Annotated in this window: 21 protein-coding genes; 13 read left to right on the top strand and 8 right to left on the bottom strand. The window is 64.8% G+C overall.

Annotated elements, in window-relative coordinates; genetic code table 11:
* Window positions 1–61 precede the first annotated feature (61 nt).
* Window positions 62–1,093, top strand: coding sequence for a L,D-transpeptidase family protein (locus tag MTX21_RS06870; protein WP_280964064.1), 1,032 nt, complete (start codon window positions 62–64; stop codon window positions 1,091–1,093).
* A 25-nt stretch (window positions 1,094–1,118) separates the two neighbouring features.
* Here the strand turns inward: MTX21_RS06870 and MTX21_RS06865 are convergent, their stop codons facing one another.
* The 3 genes from MTX21_RS06865 to MTX21_RS06855 all read right to left on the bottom strand — a co-directional run bounded on the left by MTX21_RS06865 (window position 1,119) and on the right by MTX21_RS06855 (window position 3,454).
* Entirely contained in the window at window positions 1,119–1,541 is a 423-nt protein-coding gene (locus MTX21_RS06865; protein WP_280964063.1) for a cupin domain-containing protein, read from the bottom strand.
* A gap of 50 nt (window positions 1,542–1,591) precedes the next feature.
* Window positions 1,592–2,335, bottom strand: a complete 744-nt coding sequence (locus MTX21_RS06860) for an SDR family oxidoreductase (protein WP_280964062.1) — start codon at window positions 2,333–2,335, stop codon at window positions 1,592–1,594.
* 219 nt (window positions 2,336–2,554) lie between these two features.
* Window positions 2,555–3,454: a LysR family transcriptional regulator gene (locus MTX21_RS06855; RefSeq protein ID WP_280964061.1), complete on the bottom strand. Its 900-nt coding sequence runs from the start codon at window positions 3,452–3,454 to the stop codon at window positions 2,555–2,557.
* 201 nt (window positions 3,455–3,655) lie between these two features.
* On the opposite strand from MTX21_RS06855, the gene MTX21_RS06850 reads away from it, so the two are divergent.
* The 3 genes from MTX21_RS06850 to MTX21_RS06840 all read left to right on the top strand — a co-directional run bounded on the left by MTX21_RS06850 (window position 3,656) and on the right by MTX21_RS06840 (window position 6,160).
* Window positions 3,656–4,864, top strand: a complete 1,209-nt coding sequence (locus MTX21_RS06850) for an arabinose transporter (RefSeq protein ID WP_280964060.1) — start codon at window positions 3,656–3,658, stop codon at window positions 4,862–4,864.
* Window positions 4,861–5,646, top strand: coding sequence for a carboxymuconolactone decarboxylase family protein (locus MTX21_RS06845; RefSeq protein WP_280964059.1), 786 nt, complete (start codon window positions 4,861–4,863; stop codon window positions 5,644–5,646). Before MTX21_RS06850 ends, MTX21_RS06845 begins: the two co-directional genes overlap by 4 nt.
* Before the next feature lie 118 nt (window positions 5,647–5,764).
* A complete protein-coding gene (locus MTX21_RS06840) occupies window positions 5,765–6,160 on the top strand; it encodes a cupin domain-containing protein (RefSeq protein ID WP_280970990.1) in 396 nt (131 codons plus the stop codon).
* Window positions 6,161–6,202: 42 nt separating this feature from the next.
* Here MTX21_RS06840 and ftsH read toward each other — a convergent pair whose 3' ends face one another.
* On the bottom strand, window positions 6,203–8,044 hold the full coding sequence (ftsH, locus tag MTX21_RS06835) for an ATP-dependent zinc metalloprotease FtsH (RefSeq protein ID WP_280964058.1): 1,842 nt from the start codon (window positions 8,042–8,044) through the stop codon (window positions 6,203–6,205).
* 500 nt (window positions 8,045–8,544) lie between these two features.
* Between ftsH and MTX21_RS06830 the strand changes: the two genes are divergently transcribed.
* From MTX21_RS06830 to MTX21_RS06820, 3 genes are all read left to right on the top strand, one after another.
* Entirely contained in the window at window positions 8,545–8,754 is a 210-nt protein-coding gene (locus MTX21_RS06830) for a hypothetical protein (RefSeq protein WP_280964057.1), read from the top strand.
* Complete coding sequence (locus MTX21_RS06825) at window positions 8,741–9,418, top strand: cupin domain-containing protein (protein WP_280964056.1); 678 nt, start codon at window positions 8,741–8,743, stop codon at window positions 9,416–9,418. Before MTX21_RS06830 ends, MTX21_RS06825 begins: the two co-directional genes overlap by 14 nt.
* 81 nt (window positions 9,419–9,499) lie before the next feature.
* A complete protein-coding gene (locus MTX21_RS06820; RefSeq protein ID WP_280964055.1) occupies window positions 9,500–9,910 on the top strand; it encodes an ASCH domain-containing protein in 411 nt (136 codons plus the stop codon).
* A gap of 323 nt (window positions 9,911–10,233) precedes the next feature.
* Here MTX21_RS06820 and MTX21_RS06815 read toward each other — a convergent pair whose 3' ends face one another.
* Window positions 10,234–11,319 carry a methyl-accepting chemotaxis protein gene (locus tag MTX21_RS06815; RefSeq protein WP_280964054.1) on the bottom strand — a complete coding sequence of 362 codons (1,086 nt, stop codon included), beginning with the start codon at window positions 11,317–11,319 and terminating at the stop codon, window positions 10,234–10,236.
* A 279-nt stretch (window positions 11,320–11,598) separates the two neighbouring features.
* Between MTX21_RS06815 and recJ the strand changes: the two genes are divergently transcribed.
* From recJ to MTX21_RS06800, 3 genes are all read left to right on the top strand, one after another.
* Entirely contained in the window at window positions 11,599–13,440 is a 1,842-nt protein-coding gene (gene recJ / locus MTX21_RS06810) for a single-stranded-DNA-specific exonuclease RecJ (protein WP_280964053.1), read from the top strand.
* Between the two features lie 31 nt (window positions 13,441–13,471).
* Window positions 13,472–14,281, top strand: a complete 810-nt coding sequence (locus MTX21_RS06805; RefSeq protein WP_280964052.1) for a glucose 1-dehydrogenase — start codon at window positions 13,472–13,474, stop codon at window positions 14,279–14,281.
* 95 nt (window positions 14,282–14,376) lie between these two features.
* Complete coding sequence (locus MTX21_RS06800) at window positions 14,377–15,168, top strand: aldolase (RefSeq protein ID WP_280964051.1); 792 nt, start codon at window positions 14,377–14,379, stop codon at window positions 15,166–15,168.
* 77 nt (window positions 15,169–15,245) lie between these two features.
* Here the strand turns inward: MTX21_RS06800 and MTX21_RS06795 are convergent, their stop codons facing one another.
* Window positions 15,246–16,478 carry a lytic murein transglycosylase gene (locus tag MTX21_RS06795; protein ID WP_280964050.1) on the bottom strand — a complete coding sequence of 411 codons (1,233 nt, stop codon included), beginning with the start codon at window positions 16,476–16,478 and terminating at the stop codon, window positions 15,246–15,248.
* A 179-nt stretch (window positions 16,479–16,657) separates the two neighbouring features.
* On the opposite strand from MTX21_RS06795, the gene MTX21_RS06790 reads away from it, so the two are divergent.
* Window positions 16,658–16,909 carry a hypothetical protein gene (locus MTX21_RS06790; protein ID WP_280964049.1) on the top strand — a complete coding sequence of 84 codons (252 nt, stop codon included), beginning with the start codon at window positions 16,658–16,660 and terminating at the stop codon, window positions 16,907–16,909.
* A 29-nt stretch (window positions 16,910–16,938) separates the two neighbouring features.
* On the opposite strand, the gene MTX21_RS06785 is transcribed toward MTX21_RS06790, so the two are convergent.
* Window positions 16,939–17,484 (bottom strand): MarR family winged helix-turn-helix transcriptional regulator, encoded by a 546-nt coding sequence (locus tag MTX21_RS06785; RefSeq protein ID WP_280964048.1) that lies wholly within the window; start codon window positions 17,482–17,484, stop codon window positions 16,939–16,941.
* A 53-nt stretch (window positions 17,485–17,537) separates the two neighbouring features.
* Here MTX21_RS06785 and MTX21_RS06780 point away from each other — a divergent pair, with 53 nt between their 5' ends.
* Entirely contained in the window at window positions 17,538–18,017 is a 480-nt protein-coding gene (locus tag MTX21_RS06780) for a carboxymuconolactone decarboxylase family protein (RefSeq protein WP_280964047.1), read from the top strand.
* A gap of 21 nt (window positions 18,018–18,038) precedes the next feature.
* Entirely contained in the window at window positions 18,039–18,542 is a 504-nt protein-coding gene (locus MTX21_RS06775; protein ID WP_280964046.1) for a cupin domain-containing protein, read from the top strand.
* Window positions 18,543–18,647: 105 nt separating this feature from the next.
* Here MTX21_RS06775 and MTX21_RS06770 read toward each other — a convergent pair whose 3' ends face one another.
* A complete protein-coding gene (locus MTX21_RS06770; protein WP_280964045.1) occupies window positions 18,648–20,249 on the bottom strand; it encodes a M23 family peptidase in 1,602 nt (533 codons plus the stop codon).
* Window positions 20,250–20,283: the final 34 nt, after the last annotated feature.

Raw genomic sequence — 20,283 nt, 5'->3', positions numbered from 1 at the left:
AAACTTCCGCCGTCGAGGCGAGTTGCCATCCCGATGAACGTCTCCACCTCGGAGCTCGAACATGGTCGACGACGGCCTCTTACGAACGGCGACGAATTGGTCCGTCTACCGCGCCCGGCAGATCTGTATCCTTCTGATCTTCGCCCTGACGACCACGCCTGCGCTCGCCGCCGAGATGACCGCGGACGCCATCAATTCCGCCCAGCCATCGAAGAAGACCCTGTCGAACGAGAAGCCGACCCCGGCGGGGGTGCGGCTGCAGGTTCTCTTGGATCGGGCGCACTTCTCGCCCGGTGAGATCGACGGCAGGTTCGGAGAGAACGCGAAGAAGGCGCTGCGGGCCTATGCGGAAGCGCAGCAGTTGCCGAGCTCGGACGCTTTGACGGAGGACGTCTGGAAGGCGCTAGCGGCGGACGACCGGCCGGTGACGGCGACCTACACCATCACCGAGCACGATGTCGCGGGCCCGTTCCTGCGCAAGCTTCCCTCGAAGATGGAGGACATGAAGAACATCCCGAAGCTCGCCTTCACAAGTCCGCGCGAAGCATTGGCCGAGAAGTTTCACATGAGCGAGCAGCTATTGTCGGCGTTCAACCCCGGGCGCCGCTTCGATCGCGCCGGCGACAGCATCGTCGTGGTGGACACCGCCAGCGGAAGCGGTGCGCCTGCCAAGGCCGATAGGGTCGAGATCGACAAGAACCGGCAGACGGTGAAGCTGTTCGACAAGTCGAATGCGCTGATCGGATTCTATCCGGCGACCGTGGGAAGCGAAGAGAAGCCGTCGCCCTCGGGCACCCTGAAGGTCACGGAGATCAGCCGCAATCCGCGCTATCGCTACAATCCCGCTTATCATTTCAAGGACGTCCGTTCCCGCAGGCCCTTCATCATCAAGCCCGGTCCGAACAATCCGGTCGGCACGGTCTGGATCAACCTGTCCGCCGAAGGCTACGGCATTCACGGGACGCCGTCGCCTGGCAAGATTTCCAAGGCGGAATCTCACGGTTGCGTGCGGCTTACCAATTGGGACGCCGAACGTGTCGCGGGCAGTGTCGCGAAAGGTACGCCGGTTGCATTCGTCGAGGGGCTTGGATGATGGGCTGCCGCATGCGGATCCGGCGCTACTTCGACAGGGGCGTCGTTAGCTCCTTGTCGTTCGTATCGACCACGAACACGGCAAGCAGCTTCGCCGGCTCGGTATCGCTGGCATTGGCGCTGATGGCATGGCGGTCGCCAGGCTTCTCGAAGAAGTTCTCGCCCTTGCGAAAGACCTTGGCGGGCTCGTCATTGACCTGACTGCGGATCGCTCCTTCCAAGACGGTGGCATAGATGAATGCAGAGCGCGCGTGGATGTGGGCCGGCGAGGAGCCGCCGGGACCATACTCGACCAGCACGCCCTTCATGCTCTTGCCCGGGACATTCGGCAGCGCCTGGTCAAACACCACCGTTATCTTGGCCGACGGCGCTGCTGGCTGCGTCTCGGCTGCCCGTGCCGTCAGGAAAGAGGCGGTACAAACCGCCATTACGATCAGCAATCCGCGCATGTGACACCCTTCATTGCCTTGTCTGCCGTGAATCCCGGGAGCGCGGACCCTCAGACCCGCGCGAGCCATGTGGCGAGCGGCGTTTTGCCGAGACGCGCCTCGCCGAGCGGGATCAGCGACGTGTCGTCAACGGGTGCGCCGTAGTACTGGGCGCTGGGCTCTCCAACCACCAGGCGGCCGTCGCCGGCCGCTTTCAGGCGACGCGCGACGAATTCATTGAAGGGAGCCTTCTCGGGTCCTGCGATATCGATCGTGCCATTCAGCGGCCGGCCCGTTGCTATGTCTGCGAGGCAATCAACCACGTCGTCGGCCGCGATCGGCTGAAACAGCGCCGATGGAACGACGATATTGCGGCCAACCGCGCCCGATTCGGCGATGGCGCCGAGGAACTCAAAGAACTGGGTGGCACGGACGATCGAGTAGGGCACCGGAGATGCCTTGACGATGGTCTCCTGGGCGAGCTTGGCACGAAAATAGGCGATGTCGGGCGACCGATCGGTCCCCACGATCGACAGCGCCACGTGATGTCCAACGGCGGCTGCGGCCTCGGCCGCGCCGAGATTTTGGCTCGACAGCTCGAAGAATTCTAGTACGGCGGCAGGCTCCCAGGACGGCGCGTTGGCCACGTCGACGACAACATCTGCGCCGGCCAGCGCCTCAGCGAGGCCTTCGCCGGTCACGGCATTTACGCCCGATCTTGGCGAGGCCGCCACGGCCTCGTGGCCCTGCTGATTGAGCTTCGCCACGAGCTTGGATCCGATCAACCCGGTCCCACCGATCACGACAATCTTCATGGCATATCTCCTCAGCATTTTGCGGGCGTGAGATGATCAGAACCAACTGATGCTCACGCTCTCCTGAAGCGAAGCGCAGTCTAGAGCCGCATTGGGGCAAGCTCTTGCCTGGAACGGGCGTTCCTTGCCGGAAAATGCTCCAGACGGTCCGTTGCGATGCAGCAACGATCCATGTTGCCTGGATGTTCGTGCGAACGTCGAGCATGCCACCGGTCCCTGTTATTTCCCATGATATCGAAGAGCGTCGACCAGCAGCGAGAAGGCCGGCGAAACCTGGCGCCGGCTGGGATAGTAGAGATGATATCCCGAGAATGGCGGACACCAGTCCGAGAGAACCCGCACCAAGCGGCCTTGCGCGAGGTGAGATTGCACATGGCTCTCCGTGAGATAGGCGAGGCCGAAGCCCTTGAGCGCGCCTTCCAGGAGGAGGCCTGCACTGTTGAATACGAGCTGCCCTTCGACGCGCACGTTGAGCTCGCGCCCGTTCTTTTCGAACTCCCACGCGTAGAGGCTGCCGCCATGCGTCGGCAGGCGAAGGTTGAGGCAGTTGTGGCTCGTCAGGTCTTGAGGAGTCTTGGGCCGCTTGCGCTCGGCGAAGTAGGAAGGCGAGCCCACCACGGCCATTCGTAGGTCGGGGCTGACCCGCACGGCTATCATATCCTTGGCAACGAGTTCGCCGGGACGAATGCCTGCGTCGACTTGCTGGGCAACGATGTTGGTGAGCCCATAGTCGATGATCACCTCGACGTGAATGTCGGGATATTTCGGCAGGATCTTGCCAAGCGCAGGCAGCAGAATCTCCGCGGCGGCATGCTCCGTCGCCGTGAGGCGAACGGTCCCGGCCGGCTTCTCGCGGAGCTCGCTGAGCGCGGCAAGTTCCAGGTCCATTTCGTTGAACTTGGGTCCGATGCTCAGGAACAGGCGTTCTCCGGCCTGAGTGGGTGTGACGCTGCGCGTCGTCCGGTTCAGCAGCCTCACGCCGAGCCGCTCCTCCAGATGTCTGATGATCTGGCTCAAGGCGGACTGCGTCATGCCGAGCTTCGCGGCGGCGCGCGTAAAGCTGCGTTCCCTCGCAACCGCGAGAAAGGCGAGGAGGTCGCTCGCGTCGTCCCGATGCATTGATAAGCCATGCTAATGACTACATGCGAAATCTATCACCTAATCGCGCGCGAGCGGAAGTCCTAGGTTCGGGTCAGCCAACGGCAATGCCGTCTCATTGAAGGGCCAAGACCGATGACCAAAGCGATCAACCACGAGACGGCAGCAAGCAGCGGGTTCGACGCAGCCTATCGGCCGATCCGACATGGGTTTTGAACTCGCATGTCGGTAACAGCCTTGCAGGAGCCGGCCGCGGGCCCCCGCACGTCAGCGAATTTGCTGCCGATCATGGCAGTGGTCTTCGTCGCCTTTCTCGTCATCGGCGTCGCGATGCCGGTCCTTCCGCTCCACGTGCACGACGGATTGGGGCTGGGCACGTTCATGGTCGGCCTTGTCGCGGGCAGTCAGTTTGCAGCGTCGCTGGTCTCGCGACCCTGGGCGGGCCACTTCTCGGACAGCCGGGGGGCGAAGCACGGTGTGGTCGCTGGTCTGCTGGCGGCCTCGGTCTCCGGGCTCCTGTACCTGCTCTCGCTCGGCTTCACTGCGGCCCCGCTGGTATCGGCCGCTATCCTCCTGCTGGGGCGCGGTTTGCTCGGCGGGGCGGAGAGCTTCATCATCACGGCAGCGGTGAGCTGGGGATTGGCGCTCGCCGATACCGGCAGCACGGGCAAGGTCATCGCCTGGGTGGGATCGGCAATGTTCGCGGCCTTTGCGATTGGCGCGCCGGCCGGCGCCGCGCTCTACGCCGCTTACGGCTTTGCGGCGATTGCGGCCGCGACCGTGGCTGCTCCGCTGCTTACGCTGCTGGTCGTTGTGTGGCTTCCGTCGGTCGCTCCGGTGCAGCACGCGCGCCTCTCGTTCGCCAAGGTGATCGGCGCGGTATGGGTGCCCGGCCTCGGCTCGGCGCTCGGCAGCGTAGGCTTCGGGGCGGTGACCACATTCGTCGCGCTGCTGTTCGCGCACCGCGGATGGGCCGACGGATGGCTCGCCTACACAGCGTATGCGGTCGCCTTTATCCTGGCGCGTGTATTCTTCAGTCACGTGGCCGACGCGGTCGGCGGTGCGAAGGTCGCGCTGGTCTGCGCGGTGATCGAAGCCATCGGCCAGGCGCTGATCTGGCTGGCCGTCCGGCCCGAGATGGCGTTGGCGGGCGCCGCGCTCACCGGCTTCGGTTTCTCGTTGGTCTATCCGGGCTTCGGCGTCGAAGCGGTGCGCCGCGTGCCGGCACAAAGCCGCGGTCTGGCCATGGGAGCCTACACCGCCTTTCTCGACTTCGCCCAGGGTCTGGCGAGTCCCGCGCTTGGACTGCTTGCGACCGGTGCAAGGCTGAATGTCGTGTTTCTCGCCAGCGCCCTGACCGTGCTCTGCGCCGCGCTCGTCGCTTGGTGGCTGATGGCGTATCCCGAAACTGTGGAGGTATTGCCGCAATGAGACTGCTTGCAGCGGCCTTGATTTCGTTCTGCCTGATCGCCGGCGGCGCGGCCGCCGCGGACCAGCCACCCATCGAAGGAGCAAATCGCATGTCGAAGTCGGAAGATATCGGCGCGGTCGCGCCCGGGCTCGAGAACTACGCGCAGAAAATTGTTCAGGGCGATCTCTGGAAACGACCTGGCCTCTCGCCTCGAGACCGCAGCATCGTCACGGTCGCTGCGCTTATCGCGCGCAATCAGACCGTCGAGCTGCCGTACTATCTCGCTGTCGCACTCGACAATGGCGTGAAGCCGGCGGAGATCTCGGAGATCATCACGCATCTCGCGTTCTATACCGGTTGGGCCAACGCGATGGATGCGATCCCGGCGGCCAGGGACGTCTTCAAGAGCCGCAACATCGGGGCCGATCAGCTCCCGCCGGCATCGGGACCGCAGCTTCCGCTGGATGAAGCGGCGGAGAAGCAGCGGGCGAGCCGTGTCGGAGAGCAGTTCGGGCAGATCACACCGAGCCTCGTCCAGTACACGACCGACGTGCTGTTCCGGGATCTCTGGCTGAGGCCTGCTCTTGCTCCGCGCGATCGCAGTTTGGTCACAGTGAGCGCTCTCATCGCGACCGGCCAGGTCGCGCAGATCACCTACCATCTGAACCGGGCGATGGACAACGGATTGACCAGGGAGGAGGCCGGCGAGGTGCTCGGCCATCTTGCCTTCTATGCCGGCTGGCCCAATGCGTTCTCCGCGGCCGCGGTCGTCAAGGACGTCATCGAGAAGCGTCCGCGCTGAACGGCGTGTTGCGATGATCACACGCAGGGGCGTGCTCATATGCGGCAGCGCTGCCGCAACGGTCGGAGTTTGTCGGGCGAGGGTCTCGCGTGACGCGCAGAAGGAGTTTCACATGGACATCGACATCAAGCGAAACGGATCGCGGCCGTCCCAGAAGGGCCCGGACGATTGGTTCACTGGCACGGTCCGCATCGACCCGCTGTTCCAGGCCCCGGATCCTGCCCGCGTGGGCGCCGGTCAAGTTACGTTCGAACCGGGCGCCCGCACGGCCTGGCATACGCATCCGCTCGGGCAGACGCTGATCATCACGGCGGGCCTTGGCTGGGTGCAGCGCGAGGGCGGTCCAATCGAGGAGGTCCGGCCGGGCGACGTCGTATGGTTTCCGCCGGGATTGAAGCACTGGCACGGCGCCTCGCCGACCACGGCAATGATGCACATCGCCATCCAGGAATCGCTCGGCGGCAAGAACGTCGACTGGATGGAGAAGGTCGGCGACGAGCAGTATCGGAAGTGATGGATCAGCGCGGTCGTGCGCGACCGGGCCTGCGGAAGACCTCTAGACTGCCCGCAGGCCTTCCCTGGGCATCTCCCGGACGAGCGCGTCGATATCGCTTTGCTCCAGCGTTTCTTTCTCGAGCAGCTTGTTCGCCGCACGGTCGAGGATCGACCGCTGCTTGGTCAAGACGGCCTGGGTGCGCTGGAAGACATGGTCCACGATGGCTCTCACCTCGCGGTCGACGGCCGCGGCCGTCTCCTCCGCGTAATCCCGCTCCCGAACCGGGTAGGGTCGATCTGTGCTTGCCAGGAAATTGCCGGGATCGCGCTCGTAAGCGATGCCGCCAAGCTTCTCCGACATGCCGTAGCGTGTCACCATGCTGCGGGCGATATCGGTGACGCGACGCAGATCGTCGGCCGCTCCGGTGGAGAGATGCCCGAACACGATCAACTCTGCGGCGCGGCCGCCGAGCAGAACCGCCATCTTGTTCTCCAACTCTTCCTTTGTCATCAGGAAGCGGTCCTCGATGGGGCGCTGAATAGTATAGCCAAGCGCACCGACGCCGCGCGGAATGATCGAGATCTTGTGCACGGGATCGACGCCCGGCAACGACAGTGCGAGCAGCGCGTGACCCATCTCGTGATAGGCGACGATCTCGCGTTCTCTGGGATTGAGCAAGCGATTGCGCTTCTCGAGTCCTGCGACCATGCGCTCGACCGCATTGTTGAAGTCGCTGATGCCGACGGCCGCTGCCCGACGACGCGTCGCGAGCAGCGCCGCCTCGTTGACCAGATTGGCGAGGTCGGCGCCGGTGAACCCCGGCGTCAGGGCGGCCACCGTCTCCGGATCGACGTCGTGCTCCACTCGCACCTTCGCCATGTGCACCTTGAGGATGTCGACACGGCCCCTCTTGTCGGGACGATCGACCAGCACCTGGCGATCAAAGCGGCCGGCGCGGAGCAGGGCGGGATCGAGGATTTCGGGCCGGTTGGTCGCGGCCAGGATCACAAGGCCCGAGCGTGAATCGAAACCGTCGAGCTCGGCCAATAGCTGGTTGAGCGTCTGCTCCTTCTCGTCGTGGCCGCCGGCGAACGGGCCGAGACCGCGGGCGCGGCCAAGCGCATCAAGCTCGTCGATGAAGATAATCGCGGGCGCCTTTTCGTGTGCCTGCTGGAACAGGTCGCGGACGCGCGCCGCACCGACCCCGACGAACATTTCCACGAACTCGGAACCCGAGATCGAGAAGAACGGCACTTTCGCTTCGCCCGCAACCGCCTTCGCGAGCAGGGTCTTGCCCGTGCCCGGTGGCCCGACCAGCAGGACGCCCTTCGGCATGCGCCCGCCAAGCCGGCCATAATCGGTGGGGGCTTTCAGGAAATCGACGACCTCGCGGAGTTCATCTTTCGCTTCATCGACGCCGGCAACGTCGGCAAAAGTGACCCCGGTATTGGATTCGACGTAGATCTTGGCCTTGCTCTTGCCGATCTGCATTAGTCCGCCGCCAAGCCCGCCGCCTTCGGCAACGCGGCGGCCGATGTACCACCACAAGCCGAAGAACAGCAGCGCTGGCATAGCCCAGGACAGAAGATCGCGGAACAGGGTGCTCTCGATCTGGCCGGTGAAGCGGACGTTGTGCTTGTCAAGGTCCTGGGCGATGTCCTGATCGACACGTGTCGTCACGAACTGCTTCTGTCCGCCGGGCAGGGGCTCCTTCAGCGTGCCCTGCAATGTGCGATCCGAGATAGCGACGCTTTCGACCTTATCCTGGCGCAGAAGCTGCTGGTATTCGCTGTAGGGGATTACGGCGATCCGGCTCGCCGTCGCAACGAAATACTGGATGAACAAGACCACGAAAATTGCGGCGATGGCATAGAGGATGTTGAAGCGGGTCGTCTTGGTCATACGAGAGCTCGAGATGACGCTGAAACGCACGGTCCGAGGCGAGGCGTCGCACGGGCCGGACCGTAAGGGAAGAACCAAAGCGCGCGGTCTTGGTTTCAACGATCGCGCCATGGAACGGCTTGCAGCACAGCGGCCGAATTGTTGACCGCAACCCCCGTTTCGTCGCGACATCCGGCGCTTCGCCTGCTTGAGCCAGGTGCTCCATGTCGCGAAGCCAGCGCGTGCATCCACCGACACATCATGAACGAGCATTTGGCCGGCCAGGTCGGCTGGTGCGCGCAATCGCCCGTAAGAGCGTCGGTGCGCAGACCGGAGTTATCTCCTGCACCATGAGCTTCTGATCCGTCAGCCCCGGCCATACCCCGGCGCCATAACGTACCCCGATGTCGATGCCCTGCGCGGCAGTCGCAGCCCTCAGGGGTGTTCTCGCGCCGTAGGGACGATTGGTGCTGTTGCACGCAGGGAGGGACACACTGTCCGTATCTGCGGGACATCTCGTCGTGGGCGAGCGCAACATCTTGGTGGCGATGACCGGCACGCCCTTCGAAAACGAGAAGACGCTGGATTTCAGCGTGCTCGCGGGTGTACCTCCGTGCATCGAGACCATGCCATTGGAGAGAGCCGCGGCGGCAGTCGCGCGGATGAGGTCCGGCCAAGCCAAGTTCAGAATGGTGTTGACCATGACGGAGAAAGGCAATGCGCATCAATGACGATCTGACGGTTCCGGTTATCGTGCATGCCGCACAGCTCCCGTGGAAACCAAGCCCAGCCCCGGGTGTCGAGCGCCGCATGCTGTTCCGCATCGGCGACGAGGTGGCGCGCGCCACGTCGATCGTGCGGTATGCGCCGCGTAGCGCGTTCCCCCGTCATACTCACGGCGGCGGCGAGGAGATCGTGGTTCTCGACGGCGTCTTCCAGGACGAACATGGCGACTATCCGGCGGGCAGCTACTTCCGCAACCCTCCGGGAACCTCGCACGTTCCCGCATCCAAGGACGGTTGCACGATCTTCGTCCGGCTTTGGCAATTCCGGGACGGCGATCGCGAGCAGATAGTGCGGCGGCCGGCGCAAGGTCGTCCAATAGCGTCGACATCGGGAGCGGCGAGCGCGATCGAATTGTTCGACGATGGCTTCGAGAATGTGCGCATCGAGAGCTGGACGCCCGGCAGGACGATCATGATCGAAAATCCACGCGGGCTCGAAGCGCTCGTTGTCGCGGGCAGCCTGTCGATCGGCGATCAGATGCTGACGTCGCAAGGCTGGATCCGCCTGCCGGCTGGCGAAGCGCTGCGTGCCGTCTCCGGGCCTGAGGGCGCCAAGGTCTGGGTCAAGGACGCGCCGTTGTTGCATCCGGACGTCTGCCGAATACCGTGACGTCGACCGAGAGATCGGCTCGACCTAAAGCGATGCGACCATTGCGTCGCTGTGTGAGATGATCTGGAAGCTTGGCAAACCATGAGCGAGCCGGTCCCTGAGCGCTATCAACACCTGCGATCGTTCGCCTTCGGCGACAGTCCCGCGCTTGCAGATGAACTACTTGACCTTGTCATCAAGGGCATCAAGACCGCGACTTGCAGCACAGAGGACGAGCCGAACACCTCCACGCCCAGCGAGCGCTGGGTCGTGCTCGACGGACGTGGAGTGCCGCGCTGTGTCATCGAAACCAGCGAGGTGACGTATCGGCGCTTCGATGAGGTTGATGCCGACTTTGCGTTTGATGAGGGAGAAGGCGACCGGAGCTTGGCCTATTGGCGTAGCGCGCATCGGACCTATTTCGGCCGGCTCGGACGATTCAGCGAGGACATGATGCTCATGTGCGAGCGCTTTCGCCTGGTCGAGGTCTTTGGCGAACTCCCGCAGAGCTGATGTTTGCGTGGTCGGCGCACGCTCTGCGCTGTGCAGCGCGGGGCCATGATCCTCAGGTCATGTAGCTGCGGCGAGCAAGTGCGTTGACGGTTGGGCTGTCCAATCGTCTGATCCCATCCGCCGCCATCGGGCATGAGCCAACGGCCAAGCTGGCGGACTACGCAATCATTGCAGGTTGCCGCTGTTTTGCCCGACGTGTCAAACGGTTGGGCTGAGCACAAAGCGTCGTGCAAAGCAGCCCCGCGCTACTTTGCATGGGGTTGTTTTTCAGATTTTTGGTTGGGACTCCCCGGACCGGTCCGATTTTCGGTCCGGCTTAGACCTCACGCCCCGCAGACGATTACCCCGTACCAACCGAGCCCCCGATAGGTCTCGTAGCCGGGCGTCGCATGGAAGGCGACCAGCGCACCCGAGCGGTCGTAATAGAAGCCGGAGCGCTGTCCGTTGAGCGACAGCGCGAGGCGCTCGCTCAAGATGCCCTGGCCGTCGGAGGCCGCGATCACGCGCAAATGCGAGTCGACCAGCAGCACGCGCGCCTTGTCGCCGTCGCCGACGCGCACGCCCTGGACGATGGCACGGGCCTGCGGCTCCCAGTCGAAATGGATGGCGAGCACGCCGATCGGCGCACCATTGGCCTGGCCGCCGGCACGCACGCTGGCGCAGTAGGTTGCGACCTGCGCATTGCCGAGCAACGGCTGGATCTCGACGTCGCCTGCGACATAGTCGTCGCCGGAGCGCAAGGAGCGCGCCTCGCGAAACCACTTCGTGCCGGCGACGTTCTGGCCGACCACGCGAAAGCGGTCGGCGCGGCCGTTGGCGATGACGTTGCCTTCGAGGTCGCAGAGCCAGAGGTCGAGATAGACGGTGTAGGCACCAAGGATCACGCCCAGGCGCTGCGAGGCGTGGGTGACCGCAGCCGTGCCCGGCGAGGCCGCGCAATCGACCACGGCGGAATCGGTCGCCCACCAGCGCACGTCGCAGGTGCGCTCATAGAGGTTGCGGTCGATCAGCTCGATGGCGTTGAGCGACAGATCGACCATGCGCTCGCCGCGCGAGCGTTGGCTCATCCGCTCGATCGAGGCGACGAGATCACCGGTGCGTTTGGTGAGCTGGGTCTCGAGTTCGCGCGCGATGGTCTCGACCTGCTGGCCGACGCCGCGCACCTCCTGCGCCACCACGGCGAAGCCCGCGCCTTGCGCGCCGGCACGGGAGCTCTCGATCAGCGCGTTCAGCGCCAGCATCTTCATTTGGTTGGTGATCTGCTGGATCGACTTGGTCTTGTCGACCGCGATCTGGTTGACCTCGGCGGTCAGGCGATTGATCAGCGCGGAGATGTCGGAATCATCGTCGTTGAGTTCGGTAGTTCCGTTCGCAATCGGCTTGGCCTTCAGACTCAGCGCAGCAGACATCGGGGATTTCCCTTGGCAATGAGGTCTGACCTGCAACGAACGCGGAACAACAAATTACAGATCGAATGCGAGTCTTTCTCGAAGATTCCGCCTAACGCCCACTTAATTTGCTGTCGGCGCGGCTGCTCAAATGATAGTCAGGTCGCTCAGGAATTCGGCAATCCACCGCTTTCTGAGGCGTCGAGATTGCAAATTGCCGAAGATTCCCGGCGAATCCTCTGATCCAAGGCGGCCGCTCGCGCCGCTGTTCCTACCAGACCGCTCGAACACATTCGAATCATGACGCCGCCCGCCACCGCCTTGCCCGTCGAAATGCCCCAGGCGTTTCTTGGCGTCGCGCGCTCGCTCACCGACAAGCTCTGGCTGGACCGGCTGGACGCCCGCGGCGCGGCGAGGGCGCTCGCCATCGTGCAGCGCCACCAGCTTCCGGAGCTGCTTGCGCGGGTGCTGGCCGGGCGCGGCGTCGACATCGACGCCGTCACCGACTTCCTCGACCCGACCATCCGCAAGCTGCTGCCCGATCCCTTCACCGTGACGGAGATGGAAGCCGCCGCCAAGCGCATCGCCGATGCAGCCGCTAAGGCTGAGAAGGTCGCGATCTTCGGCGACTACGATGTCGATGGCGCAACCTCGGCGGCGCTGCTGGCCTGGCACCTGCGTCATTGCGGGCTCGATCCACTGATCCACATTCCCGACCGCATCTTCGAGGGGTACGGCCCGAACGTCGAGGCTGTTCGTGCGCTGGCCGCGAAGGGCGCCACGCTGCTGGTCACCGTCGACTGCGGCACCACCAGCATCGAACCACTGGCCGAGGCCAAGCGGCTCGGCCTGTCCGTGGTCGTGATCGATCACCATCAATGCGGCCTCGATCTTCCCGAAGTCGACGCGCTGGTCAATCCGAACCGCCCCGATGATCTCTCCGGGCTCGGCCACCTCGCAGCCGTCGGGCTCGTGCTGGTGACGTTGGTCGCGGTCAATCGCGAGCTGCGCCAGCGCGGCTTCTGGAGCGCGGAGATGCCCGAGCCGGATCTGCTCGGCATGCTGCATCACGTCGCGCTCGGCACGGTCGCCGACGTCGCGCCGCTGATCGGGCTGAATCGCGCCTTCGTCGCCAAGGGGCTGATTGCGATGCGGCGGCGCGATCATGTCGGCCATACCGCGCTGATGGATGTGGCGCGGCTCAACGGCCCGCCGGAGGCCTGGCATCTCGGCTTCATGCTGGGGCCGCGCATCAATGCCGGCGGCCGCATCGGCCGCGCCGATCTCGGTGTGCGGCTCCTGCTCGAAGGTGACAGCGTCGAGGCCGCGCGGATCGCGGCCGAACTCGACCGCCTCAACAGCGAGCGCCGCCTCATCGAGCAGGCCGCCGAAGCCCAGGCCGAAGCCGAGGCGCTGGCTTCGATCGGGTTCGAGGACAAGCTCGGCGTCGTCGTCACGGCCTCCGAAGGCTGGCATCCCGGTGTGGTCGGTCTCGTCGCCTCCCGCCTGAAAGAAAAATTCTCGCGACCGGCCTTTGCGATTGCGCTCGAGCCCGGCGGCATCGGCACCGGCTCGGGGCGCTCGATCGCCGGCGTTGATCTCGGCAAGGCGGTGCGGCAGGCTGTCGCCGACGGCATCCTGCTCAAGGGCGGCGGTCACGCGATGGCCGCGGGCGTGACGCTACGAAAAGAGAAGCTCGCCGAATTCCGCGCCTATCTCGAGAACGCGCTGGCGCACGACGTTGCGGAAGCGCGCCACGTCAACGAGCTCTATATCGACGGTGCGGTCTCCGCGCGCGCGGTGACGCCGGAGCTTGCGACCACGCTTAACCGCGCCGGTCCCTTCGGCAGCGGCAATCCGGAAGCCGTGCTGGCGCTGCCGGCGCACCAGCTCGTCTATGCCGACGAGGTCGGCCAGGCGCATTTGCGCCTGCGATTCAAATCCGGTGACGGCGCGATCGTCAACGGCATCGCGTTCCGCTCTGTCGGCCAGAAGCTCGGCAATGCGCTCGTGGCCAACCGCGGCCAGCAATTGCATGTCGCGGGCTCGCTGTCGGTCGACCGCTACCAGGGCGCCGAGCGCGTGCAGTTTCGCGTCATCGATGTCGCGCTACCGGACCAGGGCCCGTCCGTGATTAGATGACCTCCGCAAACAACAAAAAACGGGAGTGAACATGGCAGGGCAGGTTGAGGGCAAGGTCGCATTGGTGACGGGCGGCGCCTCCGGCATCGGTGAAGCGATCGCCGAGCTGTTCGCGCGCGAGGGCGCAACCGTCGTCATCACCGACATCGACGAGCTCAGGGGACCGGACCTCGCAAGCCGTATCGCCAAGGCTGGCGGCAGGGCGATCTTTTTGGAGCAGGACGTCACCAGCGAGGAGCGCTGGGCGGAGGTCGTCGCCGACATCGCGAAGCGCTATGGCCGTCTCGATATTCTCGTCTCCAATGCTGGCATCGGCATTGCCGTGCCCTCGATCGTCGACATGACGCTCGGTGACTGGCGCAAGCAGAATGCGATCAACCTCGACGGCGTGTTCCTGTCGGTCAAGCATTGCCTGCCCCTGATGCGCAAGACCGGCGGCGGCTCGATCATCATGATGTCTTCGCTTGCGGGCCTGCGCGGCGCGCCGGGGCTGTCGGCCTATTCCGCCACCAAGGGCGGCGTGCGGTTGTTCGCCAAATCGATCGCGATGGAGTGTGCGGCGGCCGGTGACGGCATTCGCGTGAACTCGGTCCATCCCGGCATCATCGACACGCCGATCTGGGGCAAAATCCCGACCGGCGCCACCGGCAACCAGGGCAACGCGCCGATCGATCCCGAGGAGCGCGCCAGGGTTGCAACGCCGCTGGGTCGCGCCGGCCAGGCCGCGGAGATCGCGAGCGGCGTGCTGTATCTCGCCTCGGACGCCTCGCGCTACGTCACCGGCAGCGAGCTGGTGATCGACGGCGGCATGAACGCCGGCAACGCGCCGCGGCGGCCCTGATCGATGCAGGGCAGGGTGGCGGTCGCGGGGGCTGACGCACAGGCGCCAGCCCTATAGAACGCCGATGTCTCCGACCGAAAGAGGTTTGCCTCGCCATGGCGCACAGCCTTCACGCCTCCTCACCCGCGCCCCATCGCTCGAACCGGCCGGATCTCGCCACCGACGCGATCCGCACCGCGCGCGAGGATCTTGCCGCCTGTTTCCGGATGGCGGCGCGCAACGGCTTTGAGGAGGGCATCTGCAACCATTTCTCCGCGGTGGTGCCGGGACATGACGACCTCTTCCTCGTCAACCCCTACGGCTACGCCTTCCGCGAGCTGACGGCGTCAAAGCTTCTGATCTGCGATTTCCATGGCAACGTGCTCGACGGCGAGGGCGTGCCGGAGGCGACCGCGTTCTACATCCATGCCGAGATCCACAAGCGCCTGCCGCGCGCCAAGGTGGCCTTCCACACGCATATGCCTTACGCCACGGCGTTGTCGATGACCGAGGGCGATCCCTTGATCTGGGCCGGGCAGACCGCGCTGAAATTCTACGGCCGCACGGCGGTGGACCGCGACTACAACGGTCTCGCACTCGACAACCGCGAGGGCGCGCGCATCGCCTCTGCCGTCGGCGATGCCGACATCGTCTTCATGAAGCATCACGGCGTGATGGTGCTGGCGCCGACCATCGCAGAGGCCTGGGACGACCTCTACTATCTCGAACGCGCCGCCGAGGTGCAGGTGCTGGCGATGTCGACCGGACGAAAGGTGCTGCCCGTCGATCCCGCGGTTGCGGCTGCGACCTACAAGCAGATGCGCGAGGGCGATTCCGAGTCCGCGCGGTTGCACCTTGCCGCGATCCGCCGCCAGCTCGATGCGGAAGAGCCGCAGTACCGGCATTAGACCGAAGCGCTACATTCCCCACATCGTCATTCCACATTGCGCACTTGCGCTATGTGGAATGACGAAGGGAGTGAGCTCTACGACCCCTGGCGCAGCTTGGCCAGCACCTTCAGCCCGCCATAGCCATCCGCCGGCGCAAGTCCTGCCTTCTGCTGAAAATCCTTGATCGCCTTCATGGTGTCGTTGCCGACGCGACCGTCGGTGCCGCCGGTGTCGAAGCCGGCCTTGGTGAGCCGCGTCTGCATTTCCTGCACTTCGGCGAGTGTCAGTGCGCGCTCGGAGCCGGGGAAAGGCTGGATGAAGGGCGGCGCGCCGAGGCAGCGGTCGCCGAGATGGCAGATCGCCAGCGCATAGTTCATCGAGGGATTGTAGCTCTTCACTGAGTAGAAATTCGGTCCCAGCAGGAACGTCGGTCCGCCCGCGACCGGTGTCCACATCTGGGCCGAGGCGTTCGGCTGCGGGAACGGTTGGCCATCGGCACGGGTGGCGCCGGCTGACGCCCAGGCCGCGTAGGTGCGGCTGCCGCTCATATTGCCGGGTGCGCGCACCTCATAGCCCCAATGCTCGCCACGATGCCACTTGCCGCGATTGACGAGATATTTCGCCGTCGATCCCAGCGCATCGTCGGGCTTGCCGAACGGCGACACCTTGCCGTCGCCGTCATAGTCGATACCGACATTGAGCCAGACCTCGGGCATCCATTGCGAATGCCCCATCGCGCCGGCCCAGGAGCCGCGCATCTCCTCCGGCGTGCTCCAGCCTTTGTCGACGATGCGCAGCGCGTTGATCAGCTCGGTCTCCCAATAAGCCTTTCGCCGCGGCTCGTTCCAGGCCAACGCCGCGAGCGAAGGGAATACCGGCCTCATGTGGTTCTGCTGCACCAGCGGGTCGCCATACGCAGACTCGACGCCCCACAGTGCCAGCAGCGTGCCGCGCTCGACGCCGAAATCGCGCTCGATGCGCGCGAACAGCGCCTCGTTGTTCTTCAGTGCGATCTTGCCGTTAATGATGCGCCAGTCGGAGACGCGGCGGTTGATGTACTGCCAGACCTGCTCGTTGAATTCGGGCTGGTTGCGGATCTGCTTGAACACGCTCATGTCGGGTTCGACCCGCGCCATCGCGCGCTGCCACGTTGCGGCCGAAATGCCCTTCGCCATCGCGCGCGCGCGGAAGCCCTCGCGCCACTCGTCGAAGCCGGGCGGCGCGGCGGCAAGAACGCGTGCAGGTGAGGCGAGCAGGGCGCCTGCGCCTGCTGCGGATTGCAGAAGAGCGCGGCGGGTGAGATTGGCCGAGGAATCAGCTTGCTTCATGCGACCATTCTAGCGGGAAACGGAGCCGCTGTGAGGCGGTTCCCGGGGGCCGCGCGGGTGAGTTCCTGCGCAGGCTCACCACAGCACAGGCAGGTCCAAACGCGCCTGTTCCCCGGAACAAAGTGTCGCACTGCTGCATTCCCCAGGCACGCGCGGTACGCAGTGCGAATTGGAGGGTGATGAAAATACGAGCGCATTCAGAGAGTCACGTCGTTGAACTCGATGACGGATCCCGGTGGCAGATCTTCCCCGGTGATCTCGATCTGACATTAAGCTGGAAGCCCGAAACGGAGTTGCGCATCGAGCGCATCGACGATCGGGTCAGTTCGCATGTGTTGGTGAATTCCGCCGACCAAAGTCGCGTGCGGGTGATCGCCGCGGGAGAGTCCTGGCCCGCCGGCGCGGTTAAGAATGCATTGAAGGACGGATAGGGCCCTGCGGCGGGCGCCGTCCTCATCGCCTAATCTTCTTCCTGTAATTCGGCTGCAATGTTGGACAGCCAGCGCCGGATCGTGGTTTCCGCCTTCGAATCCAGGCCTGCGGCGAGGCGCTTCTCCAGCGCGATGACGCGCTCGCGGCACGCCTTGAGCAGGGTCGCGCCGCGCGTCGTCAGTGTCCACTGCTGGATGCGGCCATGGACGGGGTGGGGCGTCATTTCGATCGCGCCGTCGCGTTCGAGATTGCGAATGATCACGCCGACGGTCTGCGGCGTCAGGAAGGTGAGGCGGGCGACGTCGGCGCCCGACAGGCCGGGATAGGCGTTGAGCATGGTCAGCACCGCGAATTGGGGCGACGTCACGCCGAGATCGGCGAGCGTTCGTTCCATCTTCAGCCGAACCGCGGCATGGGCCTGCCGCAGCAGATAGCCGAGATAGCCTTGTTCCCCGCGCTTGCCTTCGCCAGGCGCAGGCACACGGACATCGGCGATAGGCCGGTGAGTGTCTCGCCGCGCGGTCGCCTTTCGGCCCGGTTGCGATCTTGTGACGTCAGCCGTCTTGCGGTGCATAGAAGAGCTCTTATAAGATGTAAGGACGCTTATATACGACGAGGTGAACGAAAATGCCACACGCCCGCAGCGAATATGAGGATTTCAAGCGCCTTGCGCCCGACGCCTATGATCTGGTGCTCGCGCTCGGCCAGCTCGCAGCCAAGGCCGGCCTCGACAAGCAGCTCCTCGAACTCGTCAAGCTGCGTGCTTCGCAGATCAACGGCTGCGCCTTTTGCCTGCAGCATCACATCCTCTTGTCGGAGCGCATCGGTGTGCCCATGGACAAGCTCAATCTGGTCGCGGTCTGGCGCGAGGCTCCGATCTTCTCCGCACGCGAACGCGCAGCGCTCGCCTGGGCTGAAGCGCTGACCTTCCTGCCCGATGGCGTCAGCGATGAGGTGTATGCGGAGGCGAGCCGCGAATTCTCCGAGACCGAGCTGATGTATCTGACTTCGGCGGTCGCCTCGATCAACGTCTGGAACCGGTTTGGCGCGGCGTATCGCTGGACGCCGGCAAAGCGGCCGGTCGCGGCGAATGCCGCGGCGTCCTGATCGCGAGGAGAGGGGGTCACCATGACAACAATGATGATGACCGCGACTCCGCGGCAAATGCCGTCGCGATCGATGTCGCTTGCCGTCGTCGCCGGCCTCGCCTGTGCGCTCGCCATCGGCAAGGCGCTGCCGCTGCCGATGGACGCCGTGTCCGGAGCATTGGCGCCGCTGTGTGCCACGGCCGCCAAGAGCTCGCCGCTCGACAAGGTCGAGCCGATCGCTTCCTATGCGCTGCCGAACGTGCCGGGCAAGCGTGTCACTATCGTGCGCGTCTTCTACGGCCCCGGCGGGTTTTCGCGGCCGCATCGTCACGCGGGATCCGTCACCGCCTACGTCACCAAGGGCGAGATCCGCTCCCAACTCGGTGGCAGTCCGGTCGAGACGTTTGGCGTCGGCCAATCCTTCTTCGAGCCGCCCGGTTCGACGCATCTGGTCTCGGCGAACGCCAGCAATACCGAGCCTGCGGAATTGATCGCAGTGTTTGTGGCCGACGAGGGCGCGCAGCTCACGACGTATTTGGAGTAGCGCTGCGCGCTGCCTCCCCAACGCCGTCCGGCCCCATACGCAATTGCGCACTTGGCCGGGACGACCCTGAATGCGTGGCGAGAGCCAACCCTATGCGAGCTGCCCTCAATTCTCCTCGCCGCCTGAACCCTCTCGCACGTCCGGCTTGATCACCTCGTCCGGCAGCGCATGCGCGACCGGTTGTGCGGCGCCTGCGATCTCCGGGCCGATCTCGCGGCCGCGGGCGCGGATCAGGCGTTCGTAGGACGAGACCAGTGTCACGTAAGGACTGACCCAGATCCAGCCGTCGCGGGTGAACACCTGGACGTCGAAATGCAGGTGCATGGACGTGCCGGCGGGATGATCGAGATAGTTCGAGACGACGCCGATCTTCTCGCCCTCGGTGACAATGCGGCCGTTGAGCAGGCCGTCGGCATTCATTGTCTGCGGATTCATGTGCATGTAGCGGAAGCGAATGTGCTCTGTGCGGCTGTTGACCTCGAGCGTTGCGGCTTGGTCCTTGGAGCCGCGGACCACCACGGCATCGCGTACCGCGACCACCGCCCGCTGCTTCGGATCGCAGCGCTCGCGGCCCTCGCCGGCAGGCGGGCAACCGGCTGCGCGAATATCCTCGCCCTGATGGCCATGGCCGCCGTTGCATTGCCAGACCTCGAAGCTGCGTGACTCGCAGAAATTGTCACGCCACGGGTAAGCGGTTGAACCGTCCGACTTGTCGCGCCTGACATGCGATTGCGAGCGCACGAAGGCCGGTGCCTTTTCGAGCGGGAATCGGATCTGCGCATAGGCGATCACGTCGCGATGGCCGCCCTGCTTGCGGTAACCGGTGTTCGGGACGATGTCGCCGCTTGGCCGGTAACTGAAGTCCGTTGAGCGCTCTGCGGGACGGTCGATGACATCCGAGGCGACGTCCATCAGCGGCCGGATGCGCTGACCGCCGGCGACATGTAGCGCCTTCAGAAACCGTTCGGCGACCGGATAGGCCTCCTTGCAAGCGAGCCGCCGCGGCTTGGCGACGCTGTCGAGGCACTGGATCGACACCACGTAGGCAGCGCCGAAACGCGTGAAGGCGTAGCGCACATAGCCTTCCCGGATGAACTTGCGCAAATCCGGATAGAGCGCCGCGAGCGGCTTGACCTGCTCGCCCTTACCACCGGTGGGATCGGCAACGTCGTAGACGAGCGCGGAGCCGGTGATCTGCACCTCAACCGGCCTTGCGAATACCCGGGTCGGCATGCCGTCGCCGGCGCCGGGTTCGAACGAAAAGCTCGCGCTGTAGCCGGCGGGACCGGCGTCGAACATGTCGACGGGACTGAAATCGGCTTGGTAGCGTGCAAGCGCCAGGCTCGGCGCGGCGCCGTTGCGCAGCGCCTCAAGGTAGGCGGCAGCGTCGAAAGGCAGTAGCACGGGGACGGAGCTGCGCGCGATCCCGGTGAAGAATTGTCCTGAGATCGCGTTGAGCTGCACTAGCGCCGGCATGGCGCGGGGATCGTATCGTGGCACCGAGCGACGCGGCGCGAAGATGAAGTCGCCCGCGATCTGGGGGTGGCTCTTGATCTCGGTGCGGAGTTGGTCGAGCGCTGCGCGCCAATCGACGCGCAGGGCCGACAGCGATGGGCTACGGAACTCATCCGCAGCGAGGGGGCTTGCGATCAGAAGCGAAAGCGACGCCAGAAGCTGCGAGACGAAGCGGACTGAATTCCCAACCACTGTCTCGCCCCCGGCGGCACCTGTTCCGCTACGA

It is taken from the genome of Bradyrhizobium sp. ISRA430, from assembly GCF_029909975.1.
In the GTDB taxonomy this organism is placed as follows: domain Bacteria; phylum Pseudomonadota; class Alphaproteobacteria; order Rhizobiales; family Xanthobacteraceae; genus Bradyrhizobium.
This window is presented reverse-complemented; position numbering and strand designations above follow the sequence as displayed.